The organism is Pseudomonas sp. P42 (assembly GCF_017973755.1).
Lineage (GTDB): Bacteria > Pseudomonadota > Gammaproteobacteria > Pseudomonadales > Pseudomonadaceae > Aquipseudomonas > Aquipseudomonas iridis.
This window is the reverse complement of sequence record NZ_JACOPU010000002.1, coordinates 865,669-888,791: the sequence shown is the minus strand read 5'-3', so window position 1 is coordinate 888,791 and position 23,123 is coordinate 865,669. Positions and strand designations below refer to the sequence as shown.

Sequence of the window (23,123 nt, the reverse complement as noted above, 5' to 3'; positions counted from 1 at the left end):
GTCGCCCGATCACTCACTCGCGAGGCACCAGATCCAGGCACACCGAGTTGATGCAATAACGCAGACCGGTCGGTGGCGGGCCATCCGGGAAAACGTGACCAAGGTGCGCATCACAGCGGGCGCATTTGACTTCGGTGCGAATCATGCCGTGGCTGATATCGCGAATCTCGGTCATGGCGCTTTCGCCGATCGGCGCATAGAAGCTCGGCCAGCCGCAGCCCGAATCGAATTTTGTCTTGGAATCGAACAGCGGCTCGTTGCAGCAGACACAGTGATAAACACCGTCGGTTTTGGTGGCGTTGTATTTGCCGGAGAACGGTCGCTCGGTCGCACTGAGGCGACACACGTTGTATTGCTCGGGGTCGAGCATGGCTTGCCATTCTTCCAGGGTTTTTTCCAACTTTTCCATCATCACACCTCAGCGGCTGAAAAAGCCCGATCTGTACCTTTTCCACGGATCGGGCGGCACGTATGATTGCGCCTCGTTACGCGCCAGTCTGGCAGCCAGACCGGGCGCATTCAAACGGATTCTTGGAGCCACGCGCTCGAGACGTCCGTCTGTGTGTAAACGCAGGAATCCCAGTACGGTTGTCCATCCGCCGCCTGGATCGTTCATTTTCGGGATCACATCGCCATGCAGTTCAGCAAATCGAACAAGCTCGCCAACGTCTGCTACGACATTCGCGGCCCGGTGCTCAAGCACGCCAAACGTCTGGAAGAGGAAGGCCAGCGCATCCTCAAGCTGAACATCGGCAACCCGGCGCCGTTTGGTTTCGAAGCGCCAGACGAAATCCTTCAGGATGTGATCCGCAACCTGCCGACCGCGCAAGGCTACAGTGACTCCAAAGGCCTGTTCAGCGCGCGCAAGGCCGTAATGCAGTACTACCAGCAGAAGCAGGTCGAAGGTGTCGGTATCGAAGACATCTACCTGGGCAACGGCGTCTCCGAACTGATCGTGATGTCGCTGCAGGCGCTGCTCAACAACGGTGACGAAGTGCTGGTACCGGCGCCGGATTACCCGCTGTGGACCGCGGCCGTCAGCCTGGCCGGCGGTAACGCCGTGCATTACCTGTGCGACGAAGGTGCCGACTGGTTCCCTGACCTGGCCGACATCAAGGCCAAGATCACGCCGAACACCAAGGCGATGGTGATCATCAACCCGAACAACCCGACCGGCGCGGTGTATTCGAAAGAAGTGCTGCTGGGCATGCTGGAGCTGGCCCGCCAGCACAATCTGGTGGTGTTCTCCGACGAGATCTACGACAAGATCCTGTACGACGACGCCGTGCACATCTGCACCGCATCGCTGGCCCCGGACCTGCTGTGCCTGACCTTCAACGGTCTGTCAAAATCCTACCGCGTGGCCGGTTTCCGTTCTGGCTGGATCGCTATTTCCGGGCCGAAACACAATGCCCAGAGCTACATCGAAGGCATCGACATGCTGGCCAACATGCGTCTGTGTGCCAACGTGCCGAGCCAACATGCGATCCAGACGGCGCTGGGTGGCTATCAGAGCATCAACGATCTGGTGCTGCCGCAGGGTCGCCTGCTGGAACAGCGCAACCGCACCTGGGAGTTGCTCAACGACATTCCGGGCGTGAGCTGCGTCAAGCCGATGGGCGCGCTGTACGCGTTCCCGCGGATCGACCCGAAAGTCTGCCCGATCCACAATGACGAAAAATTCGTCCTCGACCTGCTGCTTTCCGAGAAGCTGCTGGTGGTGCAAGGGACGGCGTTCAACTGGCCATGGCCGGATCACTTCCGCGTCGTCACCCTGCCCCGGGTCGATGAACTGGAAATGGCCATCGGCCGCATTGGCAACTTCCTCAAGTCTTACCGCCAGTAACTAACCAGCAGTGCGCAACGACCTAACGTTGCGCACTGTCTGATTCAGCAACACTTCTGCAATCCCTGCTTCCGCTCGCCTTCTACACTTGCGATTCATGCCGATCTCGTGCGTCTGACGCAATGGCGACGGGTCGCGAGTGTTCGTCATCCGTGTCGGTGTCTGCTGTGGGAAATGGGGTTATGTGACGAAGAATCAGCTGTAGGACACAGTTTGAAATAGTCACCCAGTTGAATAGCCCGGTGCAGCACCTTATATACCCCGCAGTACGCTACATCTTTAGCTTGAGGAGATTTCTACAACCATGATGCGCATCCTGCTGTTTTTGGCCACTAACCTGGCGGTCGTGCTGATAGCCAGCATCACCCTGAGCCTTTTCGGCTTCAACGGGTTCATGGCGGCCAACGGGGTTGATCTCGACCTCAGTCAGCTGCTGGTTTTCTGTGCGGTCTTTGGTTTCGCCGGCTCACTGTTCTCGCTGTTCATCTCCAAGTGGATGGCGAAAATGAGCACCGGCACCCAGATCATCAGCCAGCCACGTACCCGGCATGAGCAATGGCTGCTGCAAACGGTCGAGCAACTGTCCCGCGAAGCCGGGATCAAGATGCCCGAAGTCGGTATTTTTCCGGCCTACGAAGCGAACGCGTTCGCCACTGGCTGGAACAAGAACGACGCACTGGTCGCGGTCAGCCAAGGCCTGCTCGAGCGGTTCTCGCCCGATGAAGTGAAAGCCGTGCTGGCCCACGAAATCGGCCACGTCGCCAACGGTGACATGGTTACGCTCGCATTGATCCAGGGCGTTGTGAACACCTTCGTGATGTTCTTCGCGCGAATCATCGGCAACTTCGTCGACAAGGTGATCTTCAAGAACGAAGAAGGTCAGGGCATTGCTTACTACGTGGCGACCATCTTCGCCGAACTGGTCCTGGGCATTCTCGCCAGCTCGATCGTCATGTGGTTCTCGCGCAAACGCGAATTCCGTGCCGACGAAGCCGGTGCACGACTGGCCGGCACCAGCGCAATGATCGGCGCGCTGCAACGTCTGCGCGCCGAACAGGGCCTGCCGGTGCACATGCCCGACACCCTGAATGCCTTTGGCATCAACGGTGGCATCAAACAAGGGTTCGCCCGCATGTTCATGAGCCACCCGCCATTGGAAGATCGTATCGACGCCCTGCGTCGTCTCGGTTGATTCAACCGGGGTAAAAACAAAAAGGCCCGCAGAGATGCGGGCCTTTTTTGTGGGGGCCATGTACTTGGCTGCTCATGCAGGCCTCATCGCTGGCAAGCCAGCTCCCACAGGGTTCCGTGGTTTTATCCCGATCTTCGATACACCATAATTCACTGTGGGAGCTGGCTTGCCAGCGATGAGGCCGGAACAGCCAACACAAACTAACGAGGCGAAACCCGATAAACCCGCTCCTCCAGCGCCGTCACCCCCGCCTGCAAAAACTTCCCGCTTTCCTGCAACACATCCTGCACTTGCAGCGTCTGAACCTGCCAGCCAGTACCCAGCAACCGCTGTACTTCATCATCCCCCACCGCAAACGGTGGCCCTGGAATCTGCGCCTGATCGTAATCCAGGGTGATCACCAGCCCTTTCAAGCCTTGCGGCAGAATCTGCTGGAGCTGCGCCGCATAGCGCTCGCGCATCGGCGGTGGCAAGGCAATCAAGGCTGCACGGTCGTACAGCGCCGTGCACTCCGCCACATCGTCTGCCGTCAGGGCAAAGAAATCGCCGCACCACAGCTCGATGGCGTCAGCGCGATAGACCTTGAACGCACCGTTCTCGCTAATCTGTGGCTGTAGCTGATGCTCAGTGAAAAAGTCTTCAACAGCCGTCGAAGACAGCTCAACCCCGAGCACCTGATGACCACGCCCGGCCAGCCACCGCAAATCCAGACTTTTCCCGCACAGCGGAACCAGCACCCGCGCCGATGCGGGAATGTTCAGATCCGGCCAGTGTCGTTGTAAATGCGGGTTCACCTGCGGCAGATGAAAGCCGATCTGGTTCGACGCCCACTTCTTGTGCCAGAACTCATGCTGCATATATCCCCCCAAAAATTCGATCAAAAAGCTTTAAAACTTATATTAGATTTAGATCAATGATCTGACTGAAGATGGGCCATCTTAACGCTCAGGAACCCATCATGTTTCCCAGCCTGTTTATTTCCCATGGTTCTCCCATGCTCGCCCTGGAGCCCGGCGCCAGCGGCCCGGCGCTGACACGATTGGCCGCCGAACTGCCCACGCCAAAAGCCATCGTGATTGTCTCCGCACACTGGGAGAGCCACGAGCTACTGGTCAGCAGCCATCCAACGCCGGAAACCTGGCACGACTTCGGCGGCTTCCCCCGCGCGCTGTTTGAAGTGCAGTACCCGGCGCCGGGTGATCCGCAACTGGCCGCTGAAGTCGCCGATAGACTGATCGCCAGCGACCTGCCGGCGCGCCTCGATTCGCAACGACCGTTCGACCACGGTGTTTGGGTGCCGCTGTCGCTGATGTACCCGCAGGCGGATATTCCAGTGGTGCAGGTGTCGCTACCGAGCCGCGGCGGTCCGGCGCTGCAAACCCGCGTCGGCCGAGCATTGGCAGGTTTGCGCGAGCAAGGGATTCTGCTGATCGGCTCAGGCAGCATCACCCACAACTTGCGCGAACTGGACTGGCATGCCGGCCCGGAAAGCGTTGAGCCGTGGGCCCAGGACTTCCGTGACTGGGTGATCGACAAACTGGCGGCCGGTGATGAGGCCGCGCTGCATGACTACCGCCAGCAGGCTCCGAACGCGGTACGCAGCCATCCGAGTGATGAGCACTTATTGCCGCTGTATTTTGCGCGGGGTGCCGGGGGAGCTTTCAGCGTGGCGCACAAGGGATTCACCATGGGCGCATTGGGCATGGATATTTACCGGTTCGGTTAAACAGCCAGAGCAAGAGATCGCACTCCCCCACTGCAGGAGCTGCCGAAGGCTGCGATCTTTTGATCTTTGATCTTTGCCCTTGAAAAGCAGGCAAAAAAAATCCCCGAACCAGTCGGGGATTTTTTACGTTCGATCAATCAGCCCAGGGGCGGATCAATCTTCGCGATAGCGACGCAGCTTCAGCTGCTTACCGGCAACGCGAGTGTCCTTCAGCTTGGTCAGGAGTTTGTCCAGACCATCTTCCGGCAGCTCAACGAGGCTGAAGCTGTCACGCACCTGGATGCGACCGATCGCTTCACGGGCCAGACCACCTTCGTTGAGGATGGCGCCCAGCAGGTTTTTAGCGGCGATACCGTCACGCGCACCCAGCGCGGTACGGCAACGAGCACGGCCTTCGCCCAAAGGAATTGGCGCGCGACGCTCGCGATCACCACGGTCCGGACGGTCACCGGTACGCTCAGGACGGTCGCCACGCGGTGCGTTGTTAGGCACCAGTGGGCGTTCCTTCTCGATCGCAGCCAGCGTCAGCGCTTGACCATTGGTGGCCTTGCGCAGCAGAGCAGCAGCCAGAGCACGCGGCGTGCAACCGATGTCTGCAGTCAGACGATCCAGCAGCTCACCGTGAGTCGATTCAGCATCGGCAACCAGCGGCGCCAGGCTGTTGGTCAGTTTCTTGATGCGCGCATCGAGAACTGCCTGAGCGTCCGGCAGGCGAACCTCGGCAACTTTCTGACCGGTTACACGCTCGATCACTTGCAGCATGCGGCGCTCACGTGGAGTCACCAGCAGCAGTGCACGACCTTCGCGACCGGCACGGCCAGTACGGCCGATACGGTGCACGTAGGACTCTGGGTCGTACGGCATGTCAACGTTGAACACGTGAGTGATACGTGGAACGTCGAGACCACGAGCAGCAACGTCGGTCGCTACAACGATGTCCAGACGGCCATCCTTGAGCGAGTCAATTACGCGCTCACGCTGGTTCTGGGCGATGTCACCGTTCAGCGCAGCGGCTTTGTAGCCTTTTGCGTCGAGGGCGCTGGCCAGATCAAGGGTCGCTTGCTTGGTGCGTACGAACATGATCAGAGCGTCGAAATCTTCCACTTCCAGCAAGCTGAGAACGGCCGAAGTCTTCTGGTCAGCGTGAACCAACAGGTGAGCCTGTTCGATCGCGGTAACAGTCTGGGTCTTGGTCTGGATCTTCACGTGTTGCGGATCGCGCAGATGGCGTTCGGCAATGGCGCGGATCGACTGCGGCAGGGTCGCCGAGAACAAAACGGTCTGACGGGTAGCTGGCAGAGCCTTGAAGATGACTTCGAGGTCGTCCATGAAACCCAGTTTGAGCATTTCGTCTGCTTCGTCGAGAACCAGGTGGTTCACGGTCGACAGCACTTTTTCGTCACGACGCAGGTGGTCGCACAGACGGCCCGGAGTGGCGACAACGATCTGTGCGCCATTACGGATTGCTTTCAGTTGTGGGCCCATAGGCGCGCCGCCGTAAACGGCCACAACGGTAACGCCCGGCATTTGCTTGGCGTAGGTTTCGAAAGCGGTTGCAACTTGCAGCGCCAACTCACGGGTTGGCGCCAGGATCAGGGCTTGCGGTTCGCGCTTGGCAGGATCGATGCAATGAAGAATTGGCAGAGCGAACGCGGCGGTTTTACCCGTACCGGTTTGCGCCTGACCGATCATGTCCTGGCCGGCCATGATGATCGGGATCGATTGCTGCTGAATAGCCGAAGGCTCTTCGTAGCCAGTCGCGATGACGGCTGCAAGAATGTTCGGATTAAGATTAAAAGCGGCGAATCCGCCGGTTTCCTGGGTCATGGGTCTGCCTCTAAGTGCATCCGCAAAGACCCATGCTCCAAAGCTGCGCATGCCGTGTAAGACTCAAGAGTCGCCCTGGCAGCTTTGTCGGCGGGGATTTGCGAAAACGAATGAAAGAAAAAAAGAAACGTCCAGGAAGAGCCCGCAGTGCGGACATGCAGCCGAAGCTGACTTCGGGGAATTGCGCTACCTTGACGCGGCCTGGCTAAAGGCCGGCGCGCACTATACCGGAAATTACCGAAAAAGGGAGCTTTTTTTATCGCCTGAATCCGTCCGTCACCGTTGTGTAACGGGGTTTTGCGGATAATCGTGCGAAGGTCTATTTTCCAAGGGCCCGGCCCTGCTGAAGATGCTGCTTAAACGCTTCACCGATGTGCGGCATGTGGTCGCGGCCCCCTCCCTCCCCGCTCGAGGAAATTCCCATGAATCAGTCCTGTCCTGGTCGCGTCAGCCGGGAGCGCCGTGGTCACCTGCATATGATCGGCCTGGATCGAGCGGCCAAGCGCAATGCCTTCGACCTCGACCTGCTGAATGAGCTGAGCCTGGCTTATGGCGAATTCGAGGCTGACAGCGAGGCGCGGGTGGCGGTGGTGTTCGGCCATGGCGAGCATTTTACCGCCGGTCTGGATCTGGTGAATGCAAGCTCCGCCCTTGCCCAAGGCTGGCAGGTTCCGACCGGCGGTTGCGATCCGTGGGGTGTTTTCGTCGGGCCGAGGGTCAGCAAACCGGTGATTGTCGCGGCACAAGGTTACTGCCTGACCATCGGCATCGAATTGATGCTGGCCGCCGACATCAACCTCTGCGCGAGCAATACCCGCTTCGCACAAATGGAAGTACAGCGTGGGATTTTTCCCCTTGGTGGCGCGACTTTACGTTTTCATCAGGTGGCCGGTTGGGGCAACGCGATGCGCTGGTTGCTGACCGGGGACGAGTTCGATGCGCACGATGCGTTGCGTCTGGGATTGGTCCAGGAAGTGATGGCCAGCGAGGATCTGCTGCCCCGCGCGATTGAACTGGCTGAGCGAATTGCGCGACAGGCGCCGTTGGGGGTGCAGGCGACGTTGCTGTCGGCGCGACAGGCGCGGTATGAAGGCGAGACAGCGGCGGCACAGGGCTTGCCGCCGCTGGTGAAGAAGTTGCTGGCCAGTGAAGATGCCAAGGAGGGGGTGCGGTCGCTGGTTGAGCGCCGACCCGGGATTTTCAAAGGGATCTGAGCCGTTGCACAAACCCTTGTAGGAGCTGCCGCAGGCTGCGATCTTTTGATCTTGAAAAATCAAAGCCAAAAGATCGCAGCCTTCGGCAGCTCCTACAGAGGCTCAATTCGCCGTTTATGTCGCCGGGCGAATCGCCTTGATCAGCGACTGCAACGAGTAACCCAACCTCGGCGCCAATGCCTCAGCACGGGCGGCGACCGCTTCCATATCCAACGACTGATCCAGATCCGCCGGCACCAGCAGAATCACGTTGCCCTCCTTCACCGGCAGCTCCCAGTAATGCCGGTGATAAAGCCCGCGCAACAATGCCGCACCCAACGGTTTGCCATCATCGGTGGCCCATTGATTGATCACCAGCCAGCCGCCCGGATTCAGGCGTTTCTGACAGTCACCGAGGAAACTCCAGGCCAGATGCCCGACACCGGGGCCGACGTCGGTATAGAGGTCGACGAAGATCAGGTCCGCAGGCTCGGCAGTCGGCAGCAAATCAAGGGCATCGCCGACGCGGATGTACAAGCGTGGATCGTCATCCAGGCCAAGGTATTCAATGGCCAGACGCGGGACGTCCGGGCGCAGCTCGATTGCCTCGACATCTTCCAGCGGCAGAAACTTGAGGCACGCCTGCGTCAACGTACCCGCGCCGAGCCCGAGGAACAGCGCACTCTCCGGGTGCTCGTGGCACAGCGCACCAATCAGCATCGCCCGGGTGTAGTCATATTCCAGCCAGCTCGGATCGGCAGTGAACACACAGCTCTGTTCGATCGCATCGCCGAATTCGAGAAAGCGGTAATCGGCCACTTCCAGCACGCGAATCACGCCGAACTCATCCTGTACTTCGGCGAGCAGATGCTCGACGCGCTCCTCAGTCATCTTGTCTCCTGGTGGTCACCGGGCGCGGTGACGCGATGGCTCCGCAGTTGTGCCGTGGCAAAGCGGCGATTGTCGACGAAGGGGCGGGAACAGGTCACGCACTAATTGCTGCTAACATGGCCTTCCGTGCGTAGAACCATAGAGACCGTGATGAGCCAACCGTGGAGCCCTGATAGCTGGCGCGCCCTGCCGATCCAGCAACAACCCCAATACCCGGACGCCGCGCACCTGCGCCAGGTCGAGCAAACCCTGGCCAGTTATCCGCCACTGGTGTTTGCCGGCGAGGCGCGGGAACTGCGTCGTCAATTTGCCGAAGTGACTCAGGGCCGCGCGTTCCTGTTGCAGGGCGGCGACTGCGCCGAAAGCTTTGCCGAATTCTCCGCGGCAAAGATTCGCGACACCTTTAAAGTGTTGCTGCAAATGGCGATCGTCATGACCTTCGCGGCCGGTTGCCCGGTGGTCAAGGTCGGGCGCATGGCCGGCCAGTTCGCCAAACCGCGCTCGGCCAACGACGAAACCATCGATGGCGTGACCCTGCCCGCCTACCGTGGCGATATCGTCAACGGCATCGGCTTCGACGAAAAGAGCCGCGTGCCGGACCCGGAACGCCTGCTGCAGTCATATCACCAGTCCACCGCAACGTTGAACCTGCTGCGCGCCTTCGCCCAGGGCGGCTTTGCCGATCTGCACCAGGTACACAAGTGGAACCTCGATTTCATCGCCAACTCCGCGCTGGCCGAGAAGTACAGCCACCTCGCCGATCGCATCGATGAAACTCTGGCATTCATGCGCGCCTGCGGCATGGACAGCTCGCCGCAACTGCGTGAAACCAGTTTCTTCACCGCTCACGAAGCGCTGCTGCTGAACTACGAAGAAGCGTTCGTGCGCCGCGACAGCCTGACCAACGATTACTACGATTGCTCCGCACACATGTTGTGGATCGGCGACCGCACCCGTCAGCTCGACGGCGCGCACGTCGAATTCCTGCGCGGGGTGAACAACCCGATCGGGGTCAAAGTCGGCCCAAGTATGAACCCCGACGACCTGATCCGCCTGATTGACGTGCTCAACCCGGACAACGACCCCGGGCGCCTGAACCTGATCGCGCGGATGGGTGCGAACAAGGTCGGCGATCACCTGCCAGCGCTGATCCGCGCGGTGCAGCGTGAAGGCAAGCAGGTGCTGTGGAGCTCCGATCCGATGCACGGCAACACCATCAAGGCCAGCAGTGGCTACAAGACTCGCGATTTTGCGCAGATCCTTGGCGAGGTTAAGCAGTTCTTCCAGGTGCACGAAGCGGAAGGCACTTACGCCGGTGGTATTCACATCGAAATGACCGGGCAGAATGTCACCGAATGCATTGGTGGCGCACGACCGATCACTGAAGATGGCTTGTCGGATCGCTATCACACGCATTGTGACCCGCGGATGAATGCTGATCAGTCGCTGGAGTTGGCGTTTTTGATTGCTGAAACCCTCAAGCAGGTTCGGCGCTGAGATCCGAGATTTGTATCGTTTGAAATGGCCTCATCGCGGGCAAGCCCGCTCCCACAGGGATCTGTGTCGTATACAAAATTGGAGTACGACTCGGTCACTGTGGGAGCGGGCTTGCCAGCGATAGCGTCAGCTCAGACAACATCAATCTGCGCCAACGCCACCCGCAACCGCGCCGCACTCTCGCGATGACAATTAAGCTGCACCTGCGCCAGTCCCAACCAATCCGCCATTCGCCGCAAATTCACCGCCAGCGCCAACATCCCCTCTTCATCCAGCCCCGGCTCCTCCTCGTGTACCGCATGCACCGCCAGTCGTCCCGACGCTCGCTCGGCACGTAAATCCACCCGCACGGCAATCCGCTCGTTGTGCAAAAACGGCAACACGTAATAACCGTAAACGCGCTTGTCCTGCGGTGTGTAAATTTCCAGCCGATAGCGAAAATCAAACAGACGCTCAGTGCGGCTACGCTCCCAGATCAACGAATCGAAGGGCGACAGCAGTGCACTGGCCGCGACCTTGCGCGGGACTTTCGGCTCCGGCAGGCAATACGCGATTTGCCGCCAATCGGCGACTTCGCACATCTGCAATTGCCCCGCCTCGACCAGTTCGGACAGTCGCGGACGTGCATCAGCGGGGTTCAAGCGAAAGTAATCACGCAGGTCTTTTTCGGTGGCCACGCCCAGCGCTTCGGCCGCATGCAACAACAATCCACGCTGCGCCTGCGCTTCATCAGGCAACGGTTGTTGCAGGATCTCCGCGGGAATTACCCGCTCCGGCAAATCATACAAACGCTCGAAGCCACGCCGCCCGGCGACGGTCACTTCCCCGGCGGCAAACAACCATTCCAGCGCATGCTTTTCCGCACTCCAGTCCCACCACGGTCCGGCTTTGTCCTGACGAGTCGACACACTGCCAGCACCCAGTGCGCCCCGCTCTTCGACCAAAGCCAGCACTCGACGTACCGTTTCCTGCTGCTCACGACCGAACTTCGCCAACTGTTGATAGATATCTTCGCCACGCTTGGCCCGCTGCATGCGCCACCCCAGTAACGGGTACATCGACATCGGCAACAACGACGCCTCATGCCCCCAATACTCAAACAGCGAACGACGTCGCCCCGAACTCCAGGCAGCCTGGTCGAGCAGATCGGAAGAATAGGAACCAAGACGGGAAAACAGCGGCAGATAGTGCGAGCGCACTACGGCGTTGACGGAGTCGATTTGCAGCAGGCCCAGCCGTTCGATCAGCCGGTTGATATGGGGCGCCTTGACGGTCGGCGGCTGGCGCCCGTTGAACCCTTGGGCAGCCAGCGCCAGACGTCGAGCCTGTTTGAGGGAAAAGGACAGTGTCGCGGGCATGAGCATCTCCTTGTCTGCTCGCAACCTACCTCAGTGCAGAAGGTTTTGTGTAGCGATGGCCTCATCATTTATGCATCGGATCATCCCAGAACGGCCGCACTGATTCGTGCTCGACGTCGGCACGACTGACCCCGATGTCTTTCAACGCTTCGTCGCTCAGGCTGGCGAGCAATTCACGCTCACGGTGAAGTTCGTACCAGCGGCTGAACTTGTGCAGCAAGTCAGAAACCATGTGGCCATGGCCGGAAAATTTTTCTTCGTCTAAATACTCTCTTTGACCTTTCATCGTTTTGCTCTCCGTTGTAGATGGCTCAAGTCTCGCGCCAGCGCTAAGATCAATCCAACGAATGTTTCTGATGGTATGCATCACGGAGATTCATCAATTGTCCGCCTACCCCAGTATCGATACCGATGTCCTGCGCACCTTTGTCGCGATAGCCGATCAGGGCGGTTTTACCCGCGCCGGCGAAATGGTCAACCGCACGCAATCAGCGGTGAGCATGCAGATGAAGCGCCTGGAAGAAGACGTGTTGCAGCGCCAGTTGTTCGAGCGTGACGGGCGGCAGGTGCGCCTGACTGCCGAGGGCCAGGTGTTGCTCGGCTACGCACGGCGCATCCTCAAACTGCACAGTGAAGTGTTCAATACCTTGCGCGAGCCACACATGGTCGGCACGGTGCGGATCGGCACGCCGGACGATTACGTGATGCGTTTTCTGCCGGGGATTCTTTCGCGGTTTGCGCAGTTCTATCCGCTGATCCAGATCGAAGTGCATTGCGAATCGACCAAACAGTTGTTGCAGCGTACCGACCTTGACTTGTCGATCGTCACCCGCGAACCGGGTAACGAGATTGGCCAACTGCTGCGCAAGGAGCGTTTCGTCTGGGCCGAGGCGCAAAACTTCAGCGCCCACGAGCAGACGCCGTTGCCGCTGGCGATGTTCAACAGTGATTGTTTCTGCCGCTTGTGGGCGTGCAATGCGCTGGACGCGATGGGCCGCGATTACCGCATCGCCTACAACAGCACCAGCCTCTCGGCGCTGATGGCCGTGGTGAGCGCGGGTCTGGCGATCACCGCGCAACTGGAAAGCCTGATCACCCCGGACATGCGCATTCTCGGTGCCGATGAAGATCTGCCGCTGCTGCCCGAGGCCAGCATCATGCTGATCCGCAATCTGAACAATCCATCGCCGATCACCGAATGCCTGGCCGAACACATCGTCGAAGGCTTCAAACTTTAAAGGCGAGCATCACCGCGCACAGCACCAGAAAACCGCAGAACAGCCCACGCAGAAGTTTTTCCGGCATGGCGTGGGCGACTTTCACCCCCCAGCTGATGCTGGCCAGACCGCCAATGGCCAGCGGCAAACCGATCATCCACTCGACTTCGTGGTGTACCGCGTACGTCACCAGGGTGACGCCGGTACTCGGCAATGCCAGCGCCAGCGACAAGCCTTGAGCGACCACTTGCGTGGTGCCAAACAGACTGGTCAGCACCGGCGTCGCGACCACCGCCCCACCGACACCAAACAACCCGCCCATGGTCCCCGACGCTGCGCCGAGCACGCCCAGCCATGGCCAGGAATAACGCATCTCGGCCGTCGGCGCCGGGCGCTTGCCGAACATTTTCAGCAGGTTGTAAACCGAAAGCACCACGAGAAACGCGACAAAGCCGATGCGCATGGTCTGCGCGTCAATGCCCACGGCCAAAATCGAACCGATCCACGCAAAGCAAAACCCCATCACCGCCAGCGGCAACGCGTGGCGCAGTTCGATGCGATTGCGCTGGTGATAGCGCCACAGCGCCAACATCACGTTCGGCACCACCATCACCAGCGCCGTGCCTTGGGCGATCTGTTGATCGAGCCCGAACCACACGCCGAGCAGCGGGATCGCGATCAAGCCACCCCCGATGCCGAAGATGCCGCCCAATGTGCCAAGCGCGGCGCCGAATAGCAGGAACAACAAAAACTCCATCACAGCTCAATTCCTCTTACGTCAGGCGACTCATCCTACGCAGTCACGGCTGGCGGGGAAACGCATAGCAACGCACAATGGCTGTGCCGAACTCGCACAAGCGTTAAACAACATGAATCCCAATCAATTGACCGATCAACTCGGGCTGTTTCTCGACGTGCTGGAAAGCGGCAGTTTTTCTGCCGCGTCTCGTCGCCATCCACTGACACCTTCGGCTGTCGCGCGACGCATCGACAGTCTGGAAAGCGCGGTGGGCAGCCAGTTGTTCATTCGCAGCACCCATGCCGTACGCGCCACGCCAGCAGGTCTGGCCTTTGCCGAACGGGCGCGGCGGATCGTCGCCGAACTGCAATTGGCCCGCGCCGAAGCCGTTTCCTTGAGCAGCGCACCGGAAGGTTTGATCCGCATCGATGCACCGGCAGCCTTCGGACGTCGGCATCTGGCGCCAGTGATTGCCGATTTTCTGGTGCTGTATCCGGGCCTGGATGTGCAACTGCACCTGATCGACAGTTTCGTCGACATGCACGGCTCGAATCTGGGCAAGGTGGATCTGGTGCTGCGCGCCGGGCAACTGGCCGACACCCGACTGGTTGCCACTCCACTGGCGAGCATGGTGCGAATCGCCTGCGCGAGCCCCGACTATCTCAAGCGGCGCGGTGTACCGAATCATCCCGCGCAGTTGAGCGAACATGACGGCCTCGACTGGGATGGCCTCGCCCCTCCCTTCGCCTGGCGCTTCGAGCAGGACGGGCAGATGCAGTTGCACCGCCCGGCGCGCATCCGCATGAGCGCCAATAACGCTGAAGCACTGGTGTGCGGCGCGCTGGCCGGGCTGGGCATCGCGCACCTGCCGACGTGGCTGGCCAGCGAATATCTGCTGCGCGGCGGACTGCTGCCGCTGTTTTGCGAAAACGGCCTGCCGCAACCCGAGAGCACCGGCATTTACGCCTTGCGCATGGAGCAGCAGACAAACTCGCGCAGCCGTTTGTTGCTGGAGTACCTCAAGACCCGCTTCAGCCCGGTGCCACCATGGGATCTGGCGCTGCAACGGGGTTTAGGCAGACTCTGACGTCTGGAAAATTATCTGGCGCATTAAACATTCGAACGCTAGATTCATGAGCATTACTGATCAAGGCTTTGACATGACCACCGACCGCGACACCTGCGATGACCTGCTGCTGGATAATCAGGCTTGCTTCGCCCTGCATTCCACTTCGCTGATGATGACCAAAGTCTACAAGCCCATGCTGCAAGCCATCGGCCTGACCTATCCGCAGTATCTGGCGATGATGGTGCTGTGGGAGAAGGATGGTCTGACCGTGGGAGAAATCAGCACGCGCCTGCTGACGGATCCGGGATCGCTGACACCCTTGCTCAAACGGCTGGAAGGTGAAGGTTTGCTCAGTCGCACGCGCAGCCGTGAAGACGAGCGCGTGGTGATTGTCGAGTTGACTGCGCAGGGCCGCGCTTTGCGAGACAAAGCCCAAAGCATCCCGCAATGCATCCTCGGCGCCAGCGGTTTCAGCCTGGAACGTTTGCAGAGCCTGCAAGCCGAGTTGCAGGCATTGCGCAGTCACCTGCAAGAGAGCCTGAACTGAACCCGGGCTCGACCGAATCCAAGTAGGAGCTGCGGCACGCTGCGATCTTTTGATGTTGTTTTTAAGGATCAAAAGATCGCAGCGTGCCGCAGCTCCTACAGTTGAACCCGCGCTGTGAAATCCCCCTTCCCTGCTCAATGCTGATAACGGCTCTGGAACAAGGGTCCTGACGCTCTTGGCGCTCCTCCCGGACCAATGAAGCCAACTTTTTTCAAAATTTATCTTGCGCACTAAACATTGGCGAGCTACATTCACCTCGAACTTACTTAGCGCGCAAACAATTGGCGCGACACGACACACCCAACGAGGCCCACACCATGCAAACTCTCTACACCGCAATCGCAACCTCCACTGGCGGCCGTGACGGTCGTGCAATCTCCAGCGACAACGTCCTCGACGTCAAACTTGCTACCCCGAAAGAACTCGGTGGTGCTGGCGGCGCGGCGACCAACCCTGAACAACTGTTCGCCGCCGGCTATTCGGCTTGCTTCATCGGCGCACTGAAATTCGTCGCCAGCCAGACCAAACGCAAAATCCCGGACGATGCCTCGATCACCGCCCATGTCGGTATCGGCCAGATCCCTGGTGGTTTCGGTCTGGACATCGACTTGCACATCAGCCTGCCAGGCCTTGAACAAGTCGACGCACAAAGCCTGGTCGACGCTGCTCACCAGGTCTGCCCGTACTCCAACGCTACGCGTGGCAATGTCGAAGTACGTCTGCACGTCACCGTGTAAACAAGGCAAAAGAACGTAACCTGCAGGCACAAAAAAGCCCGACTCAATGGTCGGGCTTTTTCTTTCCGCAAAAAACAGTGCTTATTTAGCACGGCCTTTGTAGGAACCGCCTTCGCGGGTGTCGATTTCGATCTTGTCACCGATTTCGATGAAGTCAGCAACTTGCAGCTCGGTACCGTTGGCCAGTTTGGCTGGCTTCATTACCTTGCCGGAAGTGTCGCCACGAGCCGAACCTTCGGTGTAGTCAACGACGCGCACGATGGTGGTCGGCAGTTCTACCGAAACCAGACGCTCTTCGAAGAAGATCGCTTCGCAAACATCGGTCATGCCTTCTTCAACGAAAGGCAGAACGGCTTCGATGTCTTCAGCGTTCAGCTCGTACATGGTGTAGTCAGTGGTGTCCATGAACGTGTAGGTGTCGCCGCTGATGAAGGACAGGGTCGCTTCTTTGCGGTCGAGGATCACGTCGTCCAGTTTGTCGTCAGCGCTGTAAACGATCTCGGTCTTGTAACCGGTCAGCAGGTTTTTCAGCTTGGTCTTCATGATCGCGCTGTTACGGCCCGACTTGGTGAATTCAGCTTTCTGAACCAGCCAAGGATCGTTTTCGAGACGGATCACGGTACCGGGTTTGAGTTCTTTACCAGTTTTCATTGCGAATATCCGAATTTGGATGGGATTTACATAAATCTAGGCCGCGTATCATATCCAATTTAGGTAAAACTGTACCAGCGCCGCGGCAAGATCGGCCTGCAAGCCTTGTTCCAGACACCATGCTTCCGCATTTTCCTGCAGTTCTGGCCAGTGTTTACGCGCGCAGAGCCATTGATCGCCAATCGGCTGCCCCGCACTCCACGCCTGCCACAGACCGTTCATCGCATTGGCTGCCGCCGGCGAGAGGCCTTTCGTATACAGGGCAAGGAAGGCATCGAGCTTGTCCAGATGGATATCTTCGTCTTGCTGATAGATGTGCCACAGCATCGGCCGACCCGCCCACTGCGCCCGGACAAATGAGTCTTCACCGCGCACCGCGTTGAAATCGCAGCACCAGAGCAAGTGATCGTATTGATCCTGACGGATGAACGGCAGCACCTGCACGGTCAACGCCTGACGGACATCAATCGCTCCGACGGCCAGGGATTCCACCCCGAGCCATCGCGCAACGTCACCGAGAATCCGCCCTTCCGGCACCAGCAAATGGGTGGGCGTCGCGCCAGCTGCCAACACGTCCAGCCAACTGGCCAGCCCGGCGTTCTCGTAGGCAAACAACGAGATCAACTGTGCGTCGGGCGCACGCTCGATGCCCAGACCTTGCAGGAATTGTCGCTGCGCGTGGGCATCGCGCTGAAACTTCCGTCGTTGCTCAAGCAAACCTCGTTCGCGCAGCAGTCCACCCGTGCCGGGGCGGAACCCCGGAAAGAAGAAGATTTTCTGCACCGACTTGTATTTGACCGATGGCAGGCCGTGGCACCCGGTGACCCAGTCTTCGGCACTGAGATAGTCGAGGTTCAACCACAGCGGTGGCTTCTCCCGTTCGGCCATGACGTCCATATAGGCACTCGGTAACTGGCAGGCGAACGCTGCGATCACCACGTCAGCGGCGTCGATGGGCAACCACTCGCTCGGCCAGTGCCGCACCTCTACACCTTGCTGCCATTGTTGCGCGGCGTTGATATCGATCTCTGGACAAATACGTTCGAACGCACGCAGATCATCAACCCACAGCCGCACGGCCAGCGAATGCTCGGCCACCAATTGGCGGGCCAGACGCCAGGTCACGCCGATGTCGCCGTAGTTGTCGACGACGGTGCAAAAAATATCCCAGCGGGTATTCAGTGACGGCATTCAAGACTCCCGTTGGCAAAAGCACCGATTGTCCGCATTAATGAGCGGATGCAGAAGAGCCGACGGCGATTAATCTTCGTGCGACAATCGCCCCTTGCCCGCAACCATCCGCCAGGAGGCAGCCATGCCCTATCGTCCCAACCCGCGTCGCCCCTTGCCTGTTCAGCTTAGCGCGCTGCATTTGACCGGCAGTATTGCCTTGGGTATGTGGCTGGGTTTCCTCGCGATCGCGCTGACCTGCTGGCTGCTCTCGCGTTTTGTGTTCAACGAACAACTGGCGCCGGTGGCCCAAGCAGTGCAGCAACTGGCGGCTCCACCCGTTGTACAACAGGCGCCGGACATTGCGCCGCAGAGTCCGCTGTTCGACCAGTACGAAGAAAACCTGCGCAAGAACGAGCAACAGAATCGTCTGGATCAGGCACGCGACAGCCGCCGCAATCTGTCCAACCCGAAATGTCAGTTCTGGTTGCAACAGGACCAAACCGCGCCCAGCGAAAAAAGCCGCGCCAACGTTTTGCAATTCTGCGATTGATCATGAACAAAAACAGCGTCCACCAACTGATTCTCGACAAGCTGCGCATCGACCTCGATATAGCCGAACGCGCCGCGCAAACCGCTTACGAAACCGCGACCCACGAAGAGAACATCGCCGAGAACAAGTACGACACGCTTGGACTTGAGGCGTCTTATCTGGCGGCGGGGCAAGCGAAACGCGTCGAGGAAATCCGACAGTCACTGGCGCTGTGCCAGAACCTGACGCTGCGTCCCTATGACGAAAACCGTGGCATCGAGGTTGGCGCCCTGCTCGGCCTGGAAGACGAAAAGGGTCGCGAGCAATGGCTGTTCCTGGCGCCGGACGCCGCAGGCTTGAAAATCGATGTGGTGGGTCAACCGATTACCGTCATCACGCCGCGCTCGCCGCTGGGCAAAAGCCTGCTGGGCAAGCTCGAGGGGGATGAGGTGGAGATTCTGGTGGCGGGCACCCGGCAACAATTTGCTGTTACCGAGGTGCTCTGAAGCAAGCGATCAGTGGACCGGCAGTTCGACACCGTCGAACAGCTCTTCCAGCTCCTGCTTGTTGTGGCAGGCGATGGCTTTGGCCATTACTTCGCGGGTCAGGTGCGGGGCAAACTTCTCGATGAAGTCGCACATGAAACCACGCAGGAAGGTGCCGCGACGGAAACCGATCTTGGTGACGCTCGATTCGAACAACTCGCTGGCATCCAGTACCACCAGGTCGCTGTCGAGTTTGGTATCGACCGCCATTTTGGCGACGATGCCCACGCCCAGGCCCAGGCGCACGTAGGTTTTGATCACGTCGGCGTCGGCGGCAGTGAACACCACTTTCGGCGTGAGACCACGATGGCTGAAGGCTTCGTCGAGTTTCGAACGGCCGGTGAAGCCAAACACGTAAGTCACGATCGGGTATTCAGCCAACGCTTCGAGGGTCAGCTTCGGCAGCTTGGTCAGCGGGTGGCCCTGTGGCACGACCACGCAGCGGTTCCAGCGGTAGCACGGCATCATCACCAGATCGCCGAACAGTTCCAGCGCTTCGGTGGCGATGGCGAAATCGACGGTGCCGTCAGCTGCCATTTCGGCGATCTGCATCGGTGAGCCCTGATGCATGTGCAGCGCCACGTCCGGGTATTGCTTGATGAAGTTGCTGATCACCGGCGGCAGTGCATAACGTGCCTGAGTGTGGGTAGTGGCGATCGACAGGGTGCCTTTCTTCTCGTTGGAGAATTCCTGAGCGATCTGCTTGATGCTTTCAACCTTGCGCAGAATCTCACCGGCGGTGGTGATGATGCGCTCACCGGCGGGGGTGACGCGGGTCAGGTGCTTGCCGCTGCGGGCAAATACTTCAACGCCGAGTTCGTCTTCCAGCAGTCGGATCTGTTTACTGATGCCCGGTTGCGAGGTGTAAAGGCTTTGGGCTGTAGCGGAAACGTTGAGGTCGTGGTGCGCCACTTCCCAGATGTAGCGCAATTGTTGAAGCTTCATATGTATCCCTCAAAGCAGGTAGACGCCACGGGCATCAGCGACGGTATATAACTATATTAATGGTTTAAAGAATAAATCTAGAACTTTTTTGTCAAAGCGCCATTATTCCTGCCTCAGCGATCTTCGCGCCGCCGCCGCTCCACCAACGGCACCAGATAAACCGGGACCTTGGCCAATTGCAGGACCCGCGCCGCCGTGCGCCCCAATGGTGTTTCCGCGCCTACCCCGTGGCTGTGACTTCCTACGATCAGCAGATCGACAGAGAGTTTCTGCACCTGGTCGAGAATCACCTGTGACGGATCACCCTGCACCACGCGCACGGCACGAATCCGCTGCAAGTCCTGCTCGCCCTCTTCCCCAAGCTCTTCGCGAAAACTCTCCAGTACGCGCTGCTCGATATTGGCGATGACTGTTTTCAGACCCTGGCTATGGAATTCGTTCAACGCCTGCTCGTCGAGATAACTCTGCAACACCGATTCGGCGAACAGCCCCATCGGCTCCACCGCGTGAACCACATACAGATCGGCATCGAATGTTCTAGCCAACGCCAAGGCATGCTGCATCACTAACGGTGCGTACAGACCGAGGTCAGTGGCATACAGCATCGAACGAATCATATGACCTCCTCGCAAGCCAACATGGCGGAGATTTGATTCAGCTTAGCAGTGCCTTGACGAGTACGACGGGCGACGCAACGTGTTGAAGCACGGGGCTTTAGATCGACGGTTCGTTGCTGATGCCATGCGGCACATGGCCGGTGGCGACCACTTCACGGGCCAGTTCGCAATGACCGGCCTGATCGTCGAAGAACACGTCGGCGGCAAACGCTTCGAGAAACGCCGATTTGGTCAGGCCACCGAGAAACAGGGATTCGTCGAGGCGGATGTCCCATTCACGCAACGTGCGAATCACCCGCTCATGGGCCGGCGCCGAGCGCGCGGTGACCAGCGCCGTGCGGATCGGGCAGTCGTCGTCAGGGAACTCGCGCTGCAACAGATTGAGCGCCGCCAGAAAGCCTTTGAACGGCCCGCCACGCAATGGCTCACGCGCCGACTCTCGTTCCTTGGCCTGGAATGCTTCGAGCCCACCGGACTGATAAACCCGCTCCGACTCGTCGGAAAAAATCACGGCGTCACCGTCGAAGGCGATGCGCAATTCATCGCTGGCCGCGCGACTGGCGCCTCCGGACAAAATCGTCGCCGCCGCAAAACCGGCATCCAGCGCAGCGCGCACGTCTTCGGCATGCGTGGAGAGAAACAGGTCGCAACCAAACGCTTTGAGGTAGGGATAAGGACTGCGCCCACCGACGAACGCCGCGCGGGAAATGGCCAGACCATAATGGTGAATCGAATTGAAGACGCGCAATCCGGTGTCGGCGCTGTTGCGCGACACCAGAATCACTTCTACCCGTGCACGGCCGAGACGACTGTTCAGGTTCAGGAGTTTTTCTACCAGCGGGAACGCATCACCCGGCGCGAGGATCTCGTCTTCGTGTTCGATCTGATATTGCCGGTAGGCTTCGACGCCGCTCGACAGGTAAACCTTGTGGCTCTCGCTCAGGTCGAACAAGGCACGCGACGAAATCGCCAGCACCAGTTTGTCATCAATGTTTTTCGCCATGCCTTCCCCCACCCTGCGCAAAAAACCGACTCACGTGTTGCGTCGGTCAATAAAACTCAATGTTCGATACAACGCTTCGATGCGCGGCAGTTCACACCCTGCCGCTTTCGCCGCCGCCAGGGGCCGGGCGTAGATGGCCTCCAGTTCCAGCGGTCGCTTGTGCACAAAGTCGTGGTACATGCTCGGCCAATAGTCGGGCAGTTTCTCGGTCATCGTAAACAGGAAGTCGGCGTAACCGGGCGCCACGTCCTGGCCGCACGCCTTGGCGCCCTGCACAACCTCGGCCATCAACGCCTGGATCAGCGCGCGACTGTCAGCATCGGCCATCAGCGCCGTGGTGCCCGCGCCGAGCAGCACCGAGAGACCGTTGTAGGGAATGTTCCAGATCAGCTTCTGCCAACGCGCCTGATGCAGATTGGGCATCGCCTGGGAATCAATGCCGGCGGCACGGAACAACTCGCAACCCTCTTCGACGATGGCCATGCGCGCCGCATCATCAGTAGCAGGGCCGCTGTGATAACCGACGTTGACTGCGCCGAGCGCCTGATGGGTGATCAGACCCGGGCCGTCGCGATGCACGCAAATCAGGCACAGACCGCCGAGCAGATGCAGGGAGTCAGGCAACAATTCACGCAGGCTGTCTTCAACGTCCAGACCGTTTTGCAGCACCAGCACTTTCGCGCCTGGCTTGGCCGCCGCAATGATCGACGGCGCCAGCCCGGCATTGCTGGTGGTCTTGGCGCCGACCAGCAGCCAGTCGCATTTTGGCATGTCTTCAGCTGCCGAATAGGCCTGCACCGGATCGAGCTTGAGCCGGCCATGCACCGCACTGTCCACCTGCAAGCCACGTTCGGCCACGGCAGAAAATTCGCTGCGCAACAGAAAGTGCACATCGAACCCCGCCCGCGCCAGCATCAACCCGTAGAACCCGCCGATCGCACCGGTGCCGATAATCCCCACCACCGGTTTGTTGATTGTCCCCATTTATGGCAACTCCTCTGCAATTCGACCCAGTGCCTGCACCAATGCCGTGTTGAGTGCGTCAGCTGTCAGGCGCGTGTGCAATGCACCAAAGAACTCGCCGTCGCGCACGACAAACAGCGCCGGCAAATGAAAGACCTGATAACGCTCGACCAGACCGCCGTTGTCGCCCGCATCGATCCAGCACAGACGATCCACCGCCAGTGCGAATCCCGGCAGCACTTCGCGGGCGAAGCGGCAACTGGCGCAGCCGACGCTGGTGAAAATCACCAGCGAAACGCCGCTCATCGCCAACAGCCTTTGGTCGGCGTCGAAATCGGTCAGTTCGGATTCGACCACTATACTGGGGGAAACAATGTCAAATGGCTGACACAGGGAGTCTGTGCTCATGGGACGTTTCATTCCTCATCCGGACGAAGTGCCGGTTGAACTGACGTTGCTCACGCCCGAATGTATTTCCAGGCAACAGCTGCACACTATCAGCCTCGGCGGCATCGCTTGCAATTACCACCGTGCCTGGCGCCATGGCACGGCGCTGCAAGTACGCCTGCCGACACTCAACGCCGACATGTGTTTTCCGGGCTATGTGGCGTGGTGTCTGCGCCGCAAAAAAGGTTATCTGGTGGGCATCGCCTTCACCGACGAACAAACGCTGTTCAGTGCACGAATGGGTGAGCAGGTGTGTCAGATTGAACGCTACTGCCGCATCAACGACGCCCACGATGGCCTGCAGAATATTCAAGCGGTGGCCCTGCAATGGGTCGAACAACACGCCGACGAGTTCTCCCACGACAGCGTGAGCAAGGCTTTTACCCTGCCAGTGCTGGATTAAAGCGGCGT

Annotated in this window: 26 protein-coding genes; 12 read left to right on the top strand and 14 right to left on the bottom strand. The window is 59.3% G+C overall.

Annotated features, from left to right (window positions below):
• Positions 1 to 13: 13 nt before the first annotated feature.
• The gene (msrB, locus tag H8B20_RS09040; protein WP_150593161.1) at positions 14 to 409 is read right to left on the bottom strand and encodes a peptide-methionine (R)-S-oxide reductase MsrB; all 396 of its coding nucleotides are present in this window, start codon (positions 407 to 409) and stop codon (positions 14 to 16) included.
• A 225-nt stretch (positions 410 to 634) separates the two neighbouring features.
• Between msrB and H8B20_RS09035 the strand changes: the two genes are divergently transcribed.
• Positions 635 to 1,846: a pyridoxal phosphate-dependent aminotransferase gene (locus H8B20_RS09035; RefSeq protein ID WP_042560257.1), complete on the top strand. Its 1,212-nt coding sequence runs from the start codon at positions 635 to 637 to the stop codon at positions 1,844 to 1,846.
• A gap of 304 nt (positions 1,847 to 2,150) precedes the next feature.
• Complete coding sequence (gene htpX / locus H8B20_RS09030; protein WP_042560258.1) at positions 2,151 to 3,038, top strand: protease HtpX; 888 nt, start codon at positions 2,151 to 2,153, stop codon at positions 3,036 to 3,038.
• 200 nt (positions 3,039 to 3,238) lie between these two features.
• Here the strand turns inward: htpX and H8B20_RS09025 are convergent, their stop codons facing one another.
• Positions 3,239 to 3,895 (bottom strand): thiopurine S-methyltransferase, encoded by a 657-nt coding sequence (locus H8B20_RS09025; RefSeq protein WP_210622899.1) that lies wholly within the window; start codon positions 3,893 to 3,895, stop codon positions 3,239 to 3,241.
• Positions 3,896 to 3,996: 101 nt separating this feature from the next.
• On the opposite strand from H8B20_RS09025, the gene H8B20_RS09020 reads away from it, so the two are divergent.
• Entirely contained in the window at positions 3,997 to 4,764 is a 768-nt protein-coding gene (locus tag H8B20_RS09020; protein ID WP_210622898.1) for a DODA-type extradiol aromatic ring-opening family dioxygenase, read from the top strand.
• 153 nt (positions 4,765 to 4,917) lie between these two features.
• On the opposite strand, the gene H8B20_RS09015 is transcribed toward H8B20_RS09020, so the two are convergent.
• A complete protein-coding gene (locus tag H8B20_RS09015) occupies positions 4,918 to 6,591 on the bottom strand; it encodes a DEAD/DEAH box helicase (protein ID WP_042560261.1) in 1,674 nt (557 codons plus the stop codon).
• A 422-nt stretch (positions 6,592 to 7,013) separates the two neighbouring features.
• Between H8B20_RS09015 and H8B20_RS09010 the strand changes: the two genes are divergently transcribed.
• The gene (locus H8B20_RS09010; RefSeq protein WP_210622897.1) at positions 7,014 to 7,805 is read left to right on the top strand and encodes a crotonase/enoyl-CoA hydratase family protein; all 792 of its coding nucleotides are present in this window, start codon (positions 7,014 to 7,016) and stop codon (positions 7,803 to 7,805) included.
• A 114-nt stretch (positions 7,806 to 7,919) separates the two neighbouring features.
• Here H8B20_RS09010 and H8B20_RS09005 read toward each other — a convergent pair whose 3' ends face one another.
• Positions 7,920 to 8,675 carry a spermidine synthase gene (locus H8B20_RS09005; protein WP_210622896.1) on the bottom strand — a complete coding sequence of 252 codons (756 nt, stop codon included), beginning with the start codon at positions 8,673 to 8,675 and terminating at the stop codon, positions 7,920 to 7,922.
• Between the two features lie 150 nt (positions 8,676 to 8,825).
• Between H8B20_RS09005 and H8B20_RS09000 the strand changes: the two genes are divergently transcribed.
• Positions 8,826 to 10,172 (top strand): class II 3-deoxy-7-phosphoheptulonate synthase, encoded by a 1,347-nt coding sequence (locus H8B20_RS09000; RefSeq protein ID WP_007964815.1) that lies wholly within the window; start codon positions 8,826 to 8,828, stop codon positions 10,170 to 10,172.
• Positions 10,173 to 10,303: 131 nt separating this feature from the next.
• On the opposite strand, the gene H8B20_RS08995 is transcribed toward H8B20_RS09000, so the two are convergent.
• Together H8B20_RS08995 and H8B20_RS08990 are read right to left on the bottom strand one after the other, a co-directional pair.
• Complete coding sequence (locus H8B20_RS08995; RefSeq protein ID WP_210622895.1) at positions 10,304 to 11,530, bottom strand: winged helix-turn-helix domain-containing protein; 1,227 nt, start codon at positions 11,528 to 11,530, stop codon at positions 10,304 to 10,306.
• Between the two features lie 64 nt (positions 11,531 to 11,594).
• Positions 11,595 to 11,816 carry a DUF1127 domain-containing protein gene (locus H8B20_RS08990; RefSeq protein ID WP_047302364.1) on the bottom strand — a complete coding sequence of 74 codons (222 nt, stop codon included), beginning with the start codon at positions 11,814 to 11,816 and terminating at the stop codon, positions 11,595 to 11,597.
• A 97-nt stretch (positions 11,817 to 11,913) separates the two neighbouring features.
• Here H8B20_RS08990 and H8B20_RS08985 point away from each other — a divergent pair, with 97 nt between their 5' ends.
• Positions 11,914 to 12,768: a LysR substrate-binding domain-containing protein gene (locus H8B20_RS08985; RefSeq protein ID WP_174823975.1), complete on the top strand. Its 855-nt coding sequence runs from the start codon at positions 11,914 to 11,916 to the stop codon at positions 12,766 to 12,768.
• Here H8B20_RS08985 and H8B20_RS08980 read toward each other — a convergent pair.
• Complete coding sequence (locus H8B20_RS08980; protein ID WP_210622894.1) at positions 12,758 to 13,507, bottom strand: sulfite exporter TauE/SafE family protein; 750 nt, start codon at positions 13,505 to 13,507, stop codon at positions 12,758 to 12,760. The genes H8B20_RS08985 and H8B20_RS08980 overlap by 11 nt on opposite strands.
• Before the next feature lie 109 nt (positions 13,508 to 13,616).
• Between H8B20_RS08980 and H8B20_RS08975 the strand changes: the two genes are divergently transcribed.
• The 3 genes from H8B20_RS08975 (at position 13,617) to H8B20_RS08965 (ending at position 15,839) form a co-directional block, all read left to right on the top strand.
• Complete coding sequence (locus H8B20_RS08975; protein WP_210622893.1) at positions 13,617 to 14,573, top strand: LysR family transcriptional regulator; 957 nt, start codon at positions 13,617 to 13,619, stop codon at positions 14,571 to 14,573.
• Positions 14,574 to 14,646: 73 nt separating this feature from the next.
• Complete coding sequence (locus tag H8B20_RS08970) at positions 14,647 to 15,102, top strand: MarR family winged helix-turn-helix transcriptional regulator (RefSeq protein WP_210622971.1); 456 nt, start codon at positions 14,647 to 14,649, stop codon at positions 15,100 to 15,102.
• Positions 15,103 to 15,419: 317 nt separating this feature from the next.
• Positions 15,420 to 15,839 (top strand): organic hydroperoxide resistance protein, encoded by a 420-nt coding sequence (locus H8B20_RS08965; RefSeq protein WP_210622892.1) that lies wholly within the window; start codon positions 15,420 to 15,422, stop codon positions 15,837 to 15,839.
• A gap of 81 nt (positions 15,840 to 15,920) precedes the next feature.
• Here H8B20_RS08965 and H8B20_RS08960 read toward each other — a convergent pair whose 3' ends face one another.
• Together H8B20_RS08960 and earP are read right to left on the bottom strand one after the other, a co-directional pair.
• A complete protein-coding gene (locus H8B20_RS08960; RefSeq protein ID WP_007908599.1) occupies positions 15,921 to 16,490 on the bottom strand; it encodes an elongation factor P in 570 nt (189 codons plus the stop codon).
• 48 nt (positions 16,491 to 16,538) lie between these two features.
• A complete protein-coding gene (earP, locus tag H8B20_RS08955; protein WP_210622891.1) occupies positions 16,539 to 17,681 on the bottom strand; it encodes an elongation factor P maturation arginine rhamnosyltransferase EarP in 1,143 nt (380 codons plus the stop codon).
• Between the two features lie 124 nt (positions 17,682 to 17,805).
• Between earP and H8B20_RS08950 the strand changes: the two genes are divergently transcribed.
• Together H8B20_RS08950 and H8B20_RS08945 are read left to right on the top strand one after the other, a co-directional pair.
• Positions 17,806 to 18,213, top strand: coding sequence for a hypothetical protein (locus H8B20_RS08950; protein ID WP_210622890.1), 408 nt, complete (start codon positions 17,806 to 17,808; stop codon positions 18,211 to 18,213).
• 2 nt (positions 18,214 to 18,215) lie between these two features.
• Positions 18,216 to 18,698, top strand: coding sequence for a GreA/GreB family elongation factor (locus H8B20_RS08945; RefSeq protein ID WP_210622889.1), 483 nt, complete (start codon positions 18,216 to 18,218; stop codon positions 18,696 to 18,698).
• Between the two features lie 9 nt (positions 18,699 to 18,707).
• Here H8B20_RS08945 and cysB read toward each other — a convergent pair whose 3' ends face one another.
• The 5 genes from cysB to H8B20_RS08920 form a co-directional block, all read right to left on the bottom strand.
• On the bottom strand, positions 18,708 to 19,682 hold the full coding sequence (gene cysB / locus H8B20_RS08940) for an HTH-type transcriptional regulator CysB (RefSeq protein ID WP_042560273.1): 975 nt from the start codon (positions 19,680 to 19,682) through the stop codon (positions 18,708 to 18,710).
• Between the two features lie 113 nt (positions 19,683 to 19,795).
• Positions 19,796 to 20,299, bottom strand: a complete 504-nt coding sequence (locus H8B20_RS08935; protein ID WP_200616726.1) for a universal stress protein — start codon at positions 20,297 to 20,299, stop codon at positions 19,796 to 19,798.
• A 97-nt stretch (positions 20,300 to 20,396) separates the two neighbouring features.
• Positions 20,397 to 21,302 carry a 5'-nucleotidase gene (locus H8B20_RS08930; protein ID WP_042560275.1) on the bottom strand — a complete coding sequence of 302 codons (906 nt, stop codon included), beginning with the start codon at positions 21,300 to 21,302 and terminating at the stop codon, positions 20,397 to 20,399.
• Positions 21,303 to 21,332: 30 nt separating this feature from the next.
• Positions 21,333 to 22,286 carry a putative 2-dehydropantoate 2-reductase gene (locus H8B20_RS08925; RefSeq protein ID WP_210622888.1) on the bottom strand — a complete coding sequence of 318 codons (954 nt, stop codon included), beginning with the start codon at positions 22,284 to 22,286 and terminating at the stop codon, positions 21,333 to 21,335.
• Positions 22,287 to 22,673, bottom strand: coding sequence for a thioredoxin family protein (locus H8B20_RS08920; RefSeq protein WP_210622887.1), 387 nt, complete (start codon positions 22,671 to 22,673; stop codon positions 22,287 to 22,289).
• On the opposite strand from H8B20_RS08920, the gene H8B20_RS08915 reads away from it, so the two are divergent.
• Entirely contained in the window at positions 22,672 to 23,115 is a 444-nt protein-coding gene (locus H8B20_RS08915; protein ID WP_042560278.1) for a PilZ domain-containing protein, read from the top strand. The genes H8B20_RS08920 and H8B20_RS08915 overlap by 2 nt on opposite strands.
• Positions 23,116 to 23,123: the final 8 nt, after the last annotated feature.

What these genes read in the sequence shown, in the direction of transcription:
- msrB (WP_150593161.1), bottom strand. Translation starts at nt 409, where the DNA reads ATGGAAAAGTTGGAAAAAACCCTGGAAGAATGGCAAGCCATGCTCGAC.
- H8B20_RS09035 (WP_042560257.1), top strand. Translation starts at nt 635, where the DNA reads ATGCAGTTCAGCAAATCGAACAAGCTCGCCAACGTCTGCTACGACATT.
- htpX (WP_042560258.1), top strand. Translation starts at nt 2,151, where the DNA reads ATGATGCGCATCCTGCTGTTTTTGGCCACTAACCTGGCGGTCGTGCTG.
- H8B20_RS09025 (WP_210622899.1), bottom strand. Translation starts at nt 3,895, where the DNA reads ATGCAGCATGAGTTCTGGCACAAGAAGTGGGCGTCGAACCAGATCGGC.
- H8B20_RS09020 (WP_210622898.1), top strand. Translation starts at nt 3,997, where the DNA reads ATGTTTCCCAGCCTGTTTATTTCCCATGGTTCTCCCATGCTCGCCCTG.
- H8B20_RS09015 (WP_042560261.1), bottom strand. Translation starts at nt 6,591, where the DNA reads ATGACCCAGGAAACCGGCGGATTCGCCGCTTTTAATCTTAATCCGAAC.
- H8B20_RS09010 (WP_210622897.1), top strand. Translation starts at nt 7,014, where the DNA reads ATGAATCAGTCCTGTCCTGGTCGCGTCAGCCGGGAGCGCCGTGGTCAC.
- H8B20_RS09005 (WP_210622896.1), bottom strand. Translation starts at nt 8,675, where the DNA reads ATGACTGAGGAGCGCGTCGAGCATCTGCTCGCCGAAGTACAGGATGAG.
- H8B20_RS09000 (WP_007964815.1), top strand. Translation starts at nt 8,826, where the DNA reads ATGAGCCAACCGTGGAGCCCTGATAGCTGGCGCGCCCTGCCGATCCAG.
- H8B20_RS08995 (WP_210622895.1), bottom strand. Translation starts at nt 11,530, where the DNA reads ATGCCCGCGACACTGTCCTTTTCCCTCAAACAGGCTCGACGTCTGGCG.
- H8B20_RS08990 (WP_047302364.1), bottom strand. Translation starts at nt 11,816, where the DNA reads ATGAAAGGTCAAAGAGAGTATTTAGACGAAGAAAAATTTTCCGGCCAT.
- H8B20_RS08975 (WP_210622893.1), top strand. Translation starts at nt 13,617, where the DNA reads ATGAATCCCAATCAATTGACCGATCAACTCGGGCTGTTTCTCGACGTG.
- H8B20_RS08970 (WP_210622971.1), top strand. Translation starts at nt 14,647, where the DNA reads ATGACCACCGACCGCGACACCTGCGATGACCTGCTGCTGGATAATCAG.
- H8B20_RS08965 (WP_210622892.1), top strand. Translation starts at nt 15,420, where the DNA reads ATGCAAACTCTCTACACCGCAATCGCAACCTCCACTGGCGGCCGTGAC.
- H8B20_RS08960 (WP_007908599.1), bottom strand. Translation starts at nt 16,490, where the DNA reads ATGAAAACTGGTAAAGAACTCAAACCCGGTACCGTGATCCGTCTCGAA.
- earP (WP_210622891.1), bottom strand. Translation starts at nt 17,681, where the DNA reads ATGCCGTCACTGAATACCCGCTGGGATATTTTTTGCACCGTCGTCGAC.
- H8B20_RS08950 (WP_210622890.1), top strand. Translation starts at nt 17,806, where the DNA reads ATGCCCTATCGTCCCAACCCGCGTCGCCCCTTGCCTGTTCAGCTTAGC.
- H8B20_RS08945 (WP_210622889.1), top strand. Translation starts at nt 18,216, where the DNA reads ATGAACAAAAACAGCGTCCACCAACTGATTCTCGACAAGCTGCGCATC.
- cysB (WP_042560273.1), bottom strand. Translation starts at nt 19,682, where the DNA reads ATGAAGCTTCAACAATTGCGCTACATCTGGGAAGTGGCGCACCACGAC.
- H8B20_RS08935 (WP_200616726.1), bottom strand. Translation starts at nt 20,299, where the DNA reads ATGATTCGTTCGATGCTGTATGCCACTGACCTCGGTCTGTACGCACCG.
- H8B20_RS08930 (WP_042560275.1), bottom strand. Translation starts at nt 21,302, where the DNA reads ATGGCGAAAAACATTGATGACAAACTGGTGCTGGCGATTTCGTCGCGT.
- H8B20_RS08925 (WP_210622888.1), bottom strand. Translation starts at nt 22,286, where the DNA reads ATGGGGACAATCAACAAACCGGTGGTGGGGATTATCGGCACCGGTGCG.
- H8B20_RS08915 (WP_042560278.1), top strand. Translation starts at nt 22,672, where the DNA reads ATGGGACGTTTCATTCCTCATCCGGACGAAGTGCCGGTTGAACTGACG.
- H8B20_RS08920 (WP_210622887.1), bottom strand. Translation starts at nt 22,673, where the DNA reads ATGAGCACAGACTCCCTGTGTCAGCCATTTGACATTGTTTCCCCCAGT.